Origin of the sequence: Spirillospora sp. NPDC000708, assembly GCF_040299565.1 — a bacterium.
GTDB lineage: Bacteria > Actinomycetota > Actinomycetes > Streptosporangiales > Streptosporangiaceae > Spirillospora.
Genome location: NZ_JBEPCJ010000116.1, coordinates 17,137 through 27,189 on the forward strand (window position 1 = coordinate 17,137; position 10,053 = coordinate 27,189).

A 10,053-nucleotide genomic window follows, 5' to 3' on the forward strand; every position below is an offset into this window, starting at 1 on the left:
CCGGGCCTCCGGGCCCGGTCCGCGCGGGCGGCCGTCCGGGACGGACCGGTGAGAAAATGTGACACGACGCCAGGCGGTTCTTCTAGCCTGGCGTCTGTCATTCCCGGGCGCCCGCCCGCCGGGCGGCCCGGGAACACGGCGGCCGACCGCCGTCGTTCCTACTGTGGATCCCGAGGTGATCGACCAGGTGTACGTGGGTGCTCTGACGCTCGACCTGCTGCTGGGGGACGTACGGTCGCTGAAGCAGAAGCGGTCGGTGGTCCGGCCCATCATCGCCGAGGTGCGCAAGCACTTCCCGGGGGTGGCCGTCGCCGAGACCGGTGACAACGACCTGCACCGCAGGGCGGAGATCGGGATCGCCGTGGTCTCGGGCACCGCGGCCAACTGCACCCAGGTGCTCGACCAGTGCGAGCGCCTGGTGTTCGGGCGGCCGGAGATCGAGCTGCTGTCCGCGCGGCAGCGGCTGTACAACGACGAGGACTGACCGGCCGGAGTCCCGGCGCCGCCCCGGCGGAGCGCAGGACGGCCGGCCGGCACACCGGGGCCCGCGGGGGTTCGTCCCCAGCGGGACCCCGCGACCATAGAGAAAGGGAGTGCGATCATGGTGGACGCAGCTCGGGCGCGCAAGCTCGCCGACCGCATCCAGCAGATCGTGGCCGAGATGCTGGAGAGGCGGATCAAGGATCCGCGGCTCGGCTTCGTGACCGTGACGGACACCCGCATCACCAACGACCTGCGCGACGCCACCGTGTACTACACGGTGTACGGGTCGGACGGCGAGCGCGCCGAGACGGCGGCGGCCCTGGAGAGCGCCAAGGGCGTCATCCGGTCGGAGGTGGGCAGGAAGACCGGGGTCCGGCACACGCCCAGCATCACGTTCGTCATGGACTCCCTGATGGAGAACGCGGCGCACATCGACGACCTGCTCGCCAAGGCCCGCGCGAAGGACGCCGAGGTGGCGAGGGCGGCGCAGGGCGCGGCCCCGGCGGGGGAGGCGAACCCCTACCGCGAGCCCCCGTCCGCCGAGGACCTCGATGAGGACGAGGATCTGGACGACCTGGGCGCGGCGGAGGACGGTGAGGACGGCCGGTCCGGACGCCCGTCGTCGTGAACGGGCCGGAGGGGCGTGCGGAGGCATCGGGCTCCGCCCGGACCGGGGAGTGCGCCCTGCACGGGATGGGCGGTCACCTGGCGAGCGGCCATGACATCGTGCCGCGCGGCGGCGGCGTCCGCGGTGGCTCACCGGCGCAGCCCGCCCTGATCTCGAACTGCTCCGAGTCCGGCGGCTCCGAGGCGGGCGGCTCCGAGGCGGGCGGGTCCGCTTCGAACGAGGCCGGTTCCAACGGGGCCGCTCCGAACGGTGCTGGGGCGAACGGCTCCGGCTCCGGCGGCGCCGGGGCGAACGGCTCGGCTCCGAACGGGGCCGGGGTGAACGGTGCCGAGGCACAGGCGGCGGTACCGGCGGCCCTCCGGACGGCGCCGCCGGAGACCGAGTACGCCGGTGCGAGCACCGACGGAGCCGACGCGGCCGGCGGCACCGATGGAGCCGACTGGTCCGGCGCGCCGGACACCGCCCCGGACCGCCTGGACTGGGACCGGGCCGTCGAGCTGATCGAGGCGGCCGACGAGGTGTGCCTCGCCTGCCACATCGCCCCGGACGGGGACGCGCTCGGCTCGATGCTCGCGCTCGCGCAGGCGCTGCACGCGCTGGGCAAGCGCTGCCTGGCCTCGTTCGGCGAGCCGTTCGCGGTGCCGGCGATCCTGCGGTTCCTGCCGGGCCAGGAGTTCCTGGTCGAGCCCGCCCGGATGCCGGCCGCGCCGGCGCTGATGATCTCCCTGGACGCGGCGGGGCAGGCGCGGCTCGGGTCGCTCGCGGAGGCGGCGGGGCGGGCCGGCGCGCTGATCGTCATCGACCACCACGCGTCCAATGTCGGGTTCGGCGGCGTCCGGCTGGTCGATCCCGACGCGGCCGCGACGGCGGTGCTGGTCGAGGAGCTGATCCGGCGGCTCGGCGTGCCGCTGGACGGCGACATCGCGCAGGGCCTGTACGCGGGCCTGGCCAGCGACACGGGCTCGTTCAAGTACCCGTGCACGACGCCGGAGGTGCACGACCTGGCGGGGCGGCTGCTGGCGGCGGGCGTCCGGCCGGAGGAGGTGAGCCGGGAACTGTGGGACCGGGCGCCGTTCGGCTACCTCCAGGTGCTGGCCGGGGCGCTGTCGCGGGCCCGGCTGGAGCGCGACGCGGCGGACGGCCGCGGCCTGGTCTGGACGACGATCGCCCGCTCCGACCGGGAGGCCCGCGACGTCCCCTACGACCAGCTGGAAGGCGTGATCGACCAGCTCAGGCGGACCGACGAGGCCGAGGTCGCGGTCGTGCTGAAGGAGAACGACCGGGGCGAGTGGTACGTGTCGACGCGCGCGAAGGGCGCGGTCGACGTCGGCCGGGCCTGCGTGGCGCTGGGCGGGGGCGGGCACCGCACCGCCGCCGCGTTCACCATGGGCGGGGAGCCCGCCTGGATCATCGACCGGCTCCGGGCCGCGCTGCGCGAGCCGGACCGCACCGACGAGCAGACCGACGAGTAGAGAGCGCGCGCGTGGAGAACTCGGGACTTGTCATCGTGGACAAGCCGGCGGACTGGACCTCGCACGACGTGGTCGGGAAGATGCGGCGGCTGGCGAAGACGCGGCGCGTCGGGCACGCGGGGACGCTGGACCCGATGGCGACGGGCGTGCTCGTCCTCGGCGTCGGCAAGGCGACCCGGCTGCTCGGCCATCTCGCGCTGACCGAGAAGGGGTACGACGCGACGATCCGGCTGGGCGAGTCGACCAACACCGACGACGCCGAGGGCGAGATCACCGCGACGGCGTCCGCCGCGGGGGTGGCCGACGAGGCGCTGGCCGCCGGGATCGCCGCGCTGACCGGTCCGATCGAGCAGGTCCCGCCGCAGGTCAGCGCGATCAAGGTGAACGGGCAGCGGGCGTACAAGATGGCCCGCAAGGGCGAGGAGGTCGAGCTCGCCGCGCGTCCGGTGACGGTGCACGAGTTCCGGGTCCTGGACGTTCGCCGGCACGGCGAGGTGATCGACGTGGACGCGTCGGTGTCGTGCTCGTCCGGCACGTACATCCGGGCGCTGGCCCGCGATCTCGGCGCGTCGCTCGGCTGCGGCGGGCACCTGACGGCGCTGCGGCGCACCCGGGTGGGCCCGTACGACCTGGCGATGGCCCGCACGCTCGACCAACTCGGCGAGAAGCTCGAGATCCTGCCGATGGCGGAGGCGGTCGCGGCGGTGTTCCCGCGCCGGGACGTGTCGGAGGACGACGCCCGCAAGGTCGCGCACGGCGGGCGGCTCGCCGCGGCCGGCCTGGGGCCGGGCCCCGTCGGCGTGTTCGCGCCGGACGGGACCCTGCTGGCCCTGGTCGAGGAGCAGGGCCGGGTCGCCAAACCCCTCGCCGTCTTCGTCGGCTGACGCGGCGGCCCCGGCCGGGGGTTGAGAACCGGGGCCCGGGCAACGGATCATGCGTGTCGACGGACGCCCGCGCTCGCCGGGCGGAGGGGCGCGTGGCGAGCGTCACCTCCCGGCGGCGGTGCGCGCGAACCTACGGTGGCGTAACCTACGTGACCGTAGGTTAGTTGCAGAGGAGGCTGCCAATGAACACGGTGACCGATCCCGTGACCGACCCCGCCGGCGACCCGGAAGCGGGCGCCGCGGTCGCGTCCCCGACCAAGCCGCGGATGCGCGGCTGGCTGCATCTCGGCGCGTTCCCCGCCGTCATGGTCGCCGGGCTCGTGCTCGTCGCGCTCGGCCCGACCCCGCTCGCCCGGCTCTCCTCGGCCGTCTACGTCGCCACGTCCGGGCTGCTGTTCGGGATCTCGGGGACGTACCACCGGCAGGCCGACTCGCACCGGCTCATCGAGGTGCTGCGCCGCTTCGACCACGCCAACATCTACCTGATCATCGCGGGGACCTACACGCCGTTCGCCGTGCTGGCCCTCGACGGCGGCGTCCGCATCGCCGTCCTGGCCACGGTGTGGACGGGAGCCGTCGCCGGTGTGGTGTTCCGCACCACCTGGATCGGCGCCCCGCGCGCGCTCTACGTGACCCTCTACATCGTGCTCGGCTGGGTTGCCGTGTTCTTCCTGCCGCAGTTCCTGGACGGCGCGGGCCTCGTCGCCTGCCTCATGGTCGCGCTCGGAGGCGTCTGCTACAGCGTCGGCGGGATCGTCTACGGGCTGCGCAAGCCCAACCCGTCCCCGCGCTGGTTCGGCTTCCACGAGGTGTTCCACGCCTGCACGCTCGCCGCGTACGTCCTGCAGTACATCGCCGTCTCGTTCGTCGTCTACCAGTCCGGGTGACGGCCGGACGGGCCCGAAGCGCGCCCCCTCGGTAACGGCACCGGACGGCGCATGGCACCCTTATGTCGACAGAAGAACCCGCAGGGGACGTCCTACGCAGGGAGAGCATGGTGCGGCGCTGGCATGGCCTCGACGAGGTTCCCGCCGACTGGGGCCGTTCGGTGGTCACCATCGGGGTGTTCGACGGGGTGCACCTCGGTCATCAGCGGATCGTGGGCGCCGCCGCCGAGGAGGCGCGCCGCCGCGGCCTGCGCTCGGTGACGATCACCTTCGACCCGCACCCCGACGAGGTCGTCCGGCCCGGCACCCACCCGCCGCTGCTGGCCACCACCCAGCGGCGCATCGAGCTGCTGGAGGGCCTCGGCACCGACGCCGTCGTGGTCGTGCCGTTCACACTGGAGCTGTCGAGGACGCCGCCGGACGAGTTCGTCCAGCAGGTCCTGGTGGACCGGCTGCACGCCGCGCACGTCATCGTCGGCGAGGACTTCCGGTTCGGGCACAAGGCCAAGGGCGACGTCGCGCTGCTGAAGGAGCTCGGCGAAAAGTACGACTTCACCGCCGAGGGCATGCCGCTGGTCGCCAACGGCGACACGATCTCCTCGACCTACATCCGCGAGCGGCTGGAGTCCGGCGACGTCGCGGGCGCCGCCGCGGCGCTCGGCCGCCCGCACCGCGTCGAGGGCGTGGTCGTCCGCGGCCACCAGCGGGGCCGGGCGCTCGGCTTCCCCACCGCGAACCTGGAGACGCTGCCGCACACCGCGATCCCCGCGGACGGCGTGTACGGCGGCTGGCTCGTCGCCGACACCGACCGCTACCCCGGCTTCCGCTGGCCCGCCGCGATCTCCATCGGCACGAACCCGACGTTCGAGGGCGCGGGGGAGCGGACCGTCGAGGCGTACGCCCTCGACCGCGACGACCTCGACCTGTACGGCGAGCACATGGGCGTCGACTTCACCGCCCGCATCCGCGACACGCTGAAGTTCGACTCGATCGACGCCCTCATCGAGGAGATGCGCCGCGACGTGGCGAGGGCCCGCGAGATCACTTCCTGAGGCCGTCAAGCGAGGCTCTCGGGCCGGTAATGCGGTCAGGCCGACATGGTACGGTGAAGAGTCGCCGGGTGGGTCCCGGCGCGGCTGGGCTGCACCCTCATGCGGCCCGCCACCTCTCAAAACGCACCATGCGGACCCGAGTGCCCACCGGCCCGGATCTGCGGGTGACGATCTCATCGAAGGAGCCACGTGTCGCTCGACACCGCCACCAAGAACCAGATCATCGCCGAGTACGCGACCACTGAGGGTGACACCGGATCCCCGGAGGTCCAGGTCGCGCTGCTGACGCGCCGCATCAACGATCTGACCGAGCACCTCAAGGAGCACAAGCACGACCACCACAGCCGCCGTGGCCTGCTGCTGCTGGTCGGCCGTCGTCGCCGGCTCCTGAAGTACCTGAGCAACAAGGACATCAACCGCTACCGGCAGCTGATCGAGCGACTCGGTCTGCGCCGCTAGCACGGTGAGGGAGTGGCCCGCCGGGCCGCTCCCTCTCTTTCTATGACCCGGGCGGACCGCGACGGCCCGCCCGGCGGTAAAACCGAAGAGAAGACCCTCGCGGACACCGCTGGTGCGGGCCGGTCCTCGGTAGTGGCTTCCGGATCCGTTCCGCCGCATCGGCGGACCTGACGATCCGGGTGCTTCGATCGAAGACCGGCAGCGTGACAAGCCACGGGAAACGGCCGCGAGGACCGACGCCGAAACCTGAGGAGGTTTCCCGTGACAGAAGCCGTGCGCATCGACGGAGCGCAGAGCACCGAGGCCGTGATCGACAACGGCACGTTCGGCACCCGCACCATCCGCTTCGAGACGGGCCGGCTGGCCCGCCAGGCGGCCGGCTCCGCCGTCGCCTACCTCGACGACGAGACGATGGTGCTGTCGGCGACCACCGCGTCGAAGAAGCCCAAGGAGAACCTGGACTTCTTCCCGCTGACCGTGGACGTCGAGGAGCGGATGTACGCGGCCGGGCGCATCCCCGGCTCGTTCTTCCGCCGCGAGGGCCGGCCGTCCGAGGACGCGATCCTGACCTGCCGGCTGATCGACCGCCCGCTGCGGCCGTCGTTCCGCAAGGGACTGCGCAACGAGATCCAGATCGTCGAGACGATCATGGCGCTGCACCCCGACCACCTGTACGACGTCGTGGCGATCAACGCCGCGTCGATGTCCACCCAGCTCGCCGGGCTGCCCTTCTCCGGCCCGATCGGCGGCGTCCGCGTCGCGCTGATCGAGGGCCAGTGGGTCGGCTTCCCGACCCACCCGGAGCTGGAGCGCGCGACCTTCGACATGGTCGTGGCCGGCCGGGTGCTGGAGGACGGCGACGTCGCGATCATGATGGTGGAGGCCGAGTCCACCCGCGACACCCTCAAGCTCGTCGCCGAGGGCGCGACCGCCCCGACCGAGGAGACGGTCGCGCAGGGCCTCGAGGCGGCCAAGCCGTTCATCAAGGTGCTGTGCCAGGCGCAGAGCGAGCTCGCGGCCGTCGCCGCGAAGGAGACCGCCGAGTACCCGATCTTCCTGGACTACCAGGACGACGTGCTCGCCGCCGTCACCGACGCCGTCAGCGAGGACCTCGCGCAGGCGCTGACCATCGCCGGCAAGCAGGAGCGCGAGTCCCGGCTCGACGAGATCAAGGCCGGCGCGGTCGAGAAGCTCGGCGAGCAGTTCGAGGGCCGCGAGAAGGAGATCTCCGCCGCCTACCGCGCCGTGACCAAGAAGCTCGTCCGCGAGCGGGTCATCCGCAACGGGCTGCGCATCGACGGCCGCGGCCTGAAGGACATCCGCCAGCTCACCGCCGAGGCGCACGTGCTCCCGCGGGTGCACGGGTCGGCGCTGTTCGAGCGCGGCGAGACGCAGATCCTCGGCGTGACGACGCTGAACATGCTCCGCATGGAGCAGATGATCGACACGCTGAACCCCGAGCGCACCAAGCGCTACATGCACAACTACAACTTCCCGCCGTACTCCACCGGCGAGACCGGCCGGGTGGGCTCGCCCAAGCGCCGCGAGATCGGGCACGGCGCGCTCGCCGAGCGCGCGCTGATCCCGGTGCTGCCGTCCCGCGAGGAGTTCCCGTACGCGATCCGGCAGGTGTCGGAGGCGCTCGGGTCCAACGGCTCCACCTCGATGGGCTCGGTCTGCGCGTCCACCATGTCGCTGCTGGACGCGGGCGTCCCGCTCAAGCAGATGGTGGCGGGCATCGCGATGGGCCTGATCAGTGAGGGCGGCGAGTACGTCACGCTGACCGACATCCTCGGCGCCGAGGACGCCTTCGGCGACATGGACTTCAAGGTCGCCGGCACCCGCGACGTCATCACCGCGCTGCAGCTCGACACCAAGCTCGACGGCATCCCCGCCTCGGTGCTGGCCGCCGCGCTGAAGCAGGCCAAGGGCGCCCGGCTGGCGATCCTGGACGTGATGCAGGAGGCCATCGAGGCGCCCGCCGAGATGAGCCCGAACGCGCCGCGGATCATCACGATCAAGGTCCCGGTCGACAAGATCGGCGAGGTCATCGGCCCGAAGGGCAAGATGATCAACTCGATCCAGGACGACACCGGCGCCGACATCACGATCGAGGACGACGGCACGATCTACGTCGGCGCGACCGACGGCCCGTCCGCCGAGGCCGCGCGGACCGCGATCAACGCGATCGCGAACCCGCACATGCCGGAGGTCGGCGAGCGGTTCCTCGGCACCGTCGTCAAGACCACGACGTTCGGCGCGTTCGTGTCGCTGCTGCCCGGCAAGGACGGCCTGCTGCACGTCTCGCAGATCCGCAAGCTGCACGGCGGCGCCCGGATCGAGAACGTCGAGGACGTCATGGGCGTCGGCGAGAAGATCCAGGTCGAGGTCACCGAGATCGACCAGCGCGGGAAGCTGTCGCTGGTGCCCGTCGAGGTGGTCGAGCGCGAGTCCGCCGAGCGCGCCGAGCGCGGCGACGAGCCCGCCGCCGCCGAGGCCGACGGCGGCCCGGACGACTCCGGCGAGCGCCGCGAGCGCCGCGAGGACGGCGACAAGCGCGCCCCGCGCCGCCGCCGCACCCGCCGCGGCTCCGACGACGCCGGCCAGCGCAACTCCTGACCGAGCACGCGATGACCGACCGGCCTGCCCGCCCCGGGCAGGCCGGTCGGCCGCTTTCCGCCCCCCGACCCGTCCCGTTCCCCGGACCACCATCGAATGCGAGCGACACCGTGACCCTGCCGGCGCGGGCGCAGGAGCCCGGCACCACCACCACGATCCACACCGACGACGCCGGCGCGGTCCGCCGCACCGTGCTGCCCGGCGGGCTGCGGATCATCACCGAGTCGACGCCTTCGGTGCGGTCCGCGGCGTTCGGCGTCTGGTCGGCCGTCGGGTCCCGCGACGAGGCGCCCGCCGACGCCGGCGCCAGCCACTACCTCGAACACGTCCTGTTCAAGGGCACCAGGCGGCGGTCGGCGCTGGAGATCTCCGCCGCCATCGACGCGATCGGCGGCGACCTCAACGCGTTCACCGCCAAGGAGTACACCTGCTACTACGCGCGGGTCCTGGACTCCGACCTCCCCCTCGCCGTCGACGTCGTGTCCGACATGGTCGCCGACTCCGTCAACCGCCCCGAGGACGTCGAGGCCGAGCGCGGCGTGATCCTCGAAGAGATCCACATGCGCGACGACGACCCAGGCGACCTCATCCACGACGAGTTCGCCACCGCGCTCTACGGCGACACCCCCCTCGGCCGCCCCATCCTCGGCACCGAGGACTCCATCAACGCGCTGTCCCGCGACCGCATCCACGGCTACTACAGGGAGCACTACACCCCGTCCAACCTCGTGGTGTCCGTCGCCGGGAACATCGACCACGACGAGGTCGTCCGGCTGGTGTCGGACGCGTTCGCCGGGCACCTGACCGGCGACGCCGAACCCGCCCCGCCCCGCGTCGGCGGCCCCACCGCGCCCGTCGACCCGCGCACCGTCATCATCGACAAGGACACCGAGCAGGCGCACATCGTCCTCGGCGTCCCCGGCGTGTGCCGCACCGACGACCGCCGCTTCGCCCTCGGCGTCCTCAACGCCGCCCTCGGCGGCGGCATGTCGTCCCGCCTCTTCCAGGAGATCCGCGAGAAGCGCGGCCTGGCCTACTCGGTGTACAGCTACACCGCCCAGTACGCCGACTCCGGCATCTTCGGCGTCTACGCCGGCTGCCAGCCCGGCAAGGTCGACGAGGTCCTGTCGATCTGCCGCGACGAGGTGAACCGCGCCGCCGAGCAGAGCCTCACCGAAGAGGAGCTCGAACGCGGCAAGGGCCAGCTGCGCGGCGCCATGGTCCTCGGCCTCGAGGACACCGGCTCCCGGATGAGCCGCATCGGCAAGAGCGAGCTGGTGTACGAGTCGCTGCTCCCGGTCGACGACGTCCTCGCCTGCATCGAGGCCGTCACCCTCGACGACGTCCGCGCCGTCGCCCACGAGATCCTCTCCGCCCCCCACGCCCTCACGGTGATCGGCCCGGTCGGGGATAGGCTCGGCTAGCCCAGGGGGCTGTGTTTTCCCAGGGGGGCGACCCCCTGGAACCCCCGTCAACGGTCGGGAGGCTGTTTCCCGCTCCGCTGGCGCTCCGCGCGAAACAGCCTCCCGACCGTCGGGCGTGCCCGTGGGGCTTTTACCTCACGCCGTA

9 protein-coding genes are annotated in these 10,053 nt (G+C 72.5%); all 9 read left to right on the top strand.

What is annotated here, in order from left to right:
• Positions 1 to 175: 175 nt before the first annotated feature.
• The 9 genes from ABT299_RS46500 (at position 176) to ABT299_RS46540 (ending at position 9,908) form a co-directional block, all read left to right on the top strand.
• A complete protein-coding gene (locus ABT299_RS46500) occupies positions 176 to 484 on the top strand; it encodes a DUF503 domain-containing protein (protein WP_347256664.1) in 309 nt (102 codons plus the stop codon).
• A gap of 117 nt (positions 485 to 601) precedes the next feature.
• On the top strand, positions 602 to 1,111 hold the full coding sequence (gene rbfA, locus ABT299_RS46505; protein ID WP_387027474.1) for a 30S ribosome-binding factor RbfA: 510 nt from the start codon (positions 602 to 604) through the stop codon (positions 1,109 to 1,111).
• 65 nt (positions 1,112 to 1,176) lie between these two features.
• Complete coding sequence (locus tag ABT299_RS46510) at positions 1,177 to 2,583, top strand: DHH family phosphoesterase (RefSeq protein ID WP_500254729.1); 1,407 nt, start codon at positions 1,177 to 1,179, stop codon at positions 2,581 to 2,583.
• Positions 2,584 to 2,594: 11 nt separating this feature from the next.
• Positions 2,595 to 3,467 carry a tRNA pseudouridine(55) synthase TruB gene (truB, locus tag ABT299_RS46515; protein ID WP_387027478.1) on the top strand — a complete coding sequence of 291 codons (873 nt, stop codon included), beginning with the start codon at positions 2,595 to 2,597 and terminating at the stop codon, positions 3,465 to 3,467.
• Positions 3,468 to 3,649: 182 nt separating this feature from the next.
• Positions 3,650 to 4,354, top strand: a complete 705-nt coding sequence (gene trhA, locus ABT299_RS46520) for a PAQR family membrane homeostasis protein TrhA (RefSeq protein WP_190856275.1) — start codon at positions 3,650 to 3,652, stop codon at positions 4,352 to 4,354.
• Positions 4,355 to 4,464: 110 nt separating this feature from the next.
• Positions 4,465 to 5,406: a bifunctional riboflavin kinase/FAD synthetase gene (locus ABT299_RS46525; RefSeq protein WP_190856274.1), complete on the top strand. Its 942-nt coding sequence runs from the start codon at positions 4,465 to 4,467 to the stop codon at positions 5,404 to 5,406.
• A gap of 189 nt (positions 5,407 to 5,595) precedes the next feature.
• Positions 5,596 to 5,865, top strand: a complete 270-nt coding sequence (gene rpsO / locus ABT299_RS46530) for a 30S ribosomal protein S15 (RefSeq protein WP_021599383.1) — start codon at positions 5,596 to 5,598, stop codon at positions 5,863 to 5,865.
• A gap of 279 nt (positions 5,866 to 6,144) precedes the next feature.
• Complete coding sequence (locus tag ABT299_RS46535; RefSeq protein WP_500254730.1) at positions 6,145 to 8,484, top strand: polyribonucleotide nucleotidyltransferase; 2,340 nt, start codon at positions 6,145 to 6,147, stop codon at positions 8,482 to 8,484.
• Between the two features lie 110 nt (positions 8,485 to 8,594).
• On the top strand, positions 8,595 to 9,908 hold the full coding sequence (locus ABT299_RS46540) for a M16 family metallopeptidase (protein ID WP_387027481.1): 1,314 nt from the start codon (positions 8,595 to 8,597) through the stop codon (positions 9,906 to 9,908).
• Positions 9,909 to 10,053 lie beyond the last annotated feature (145 nt).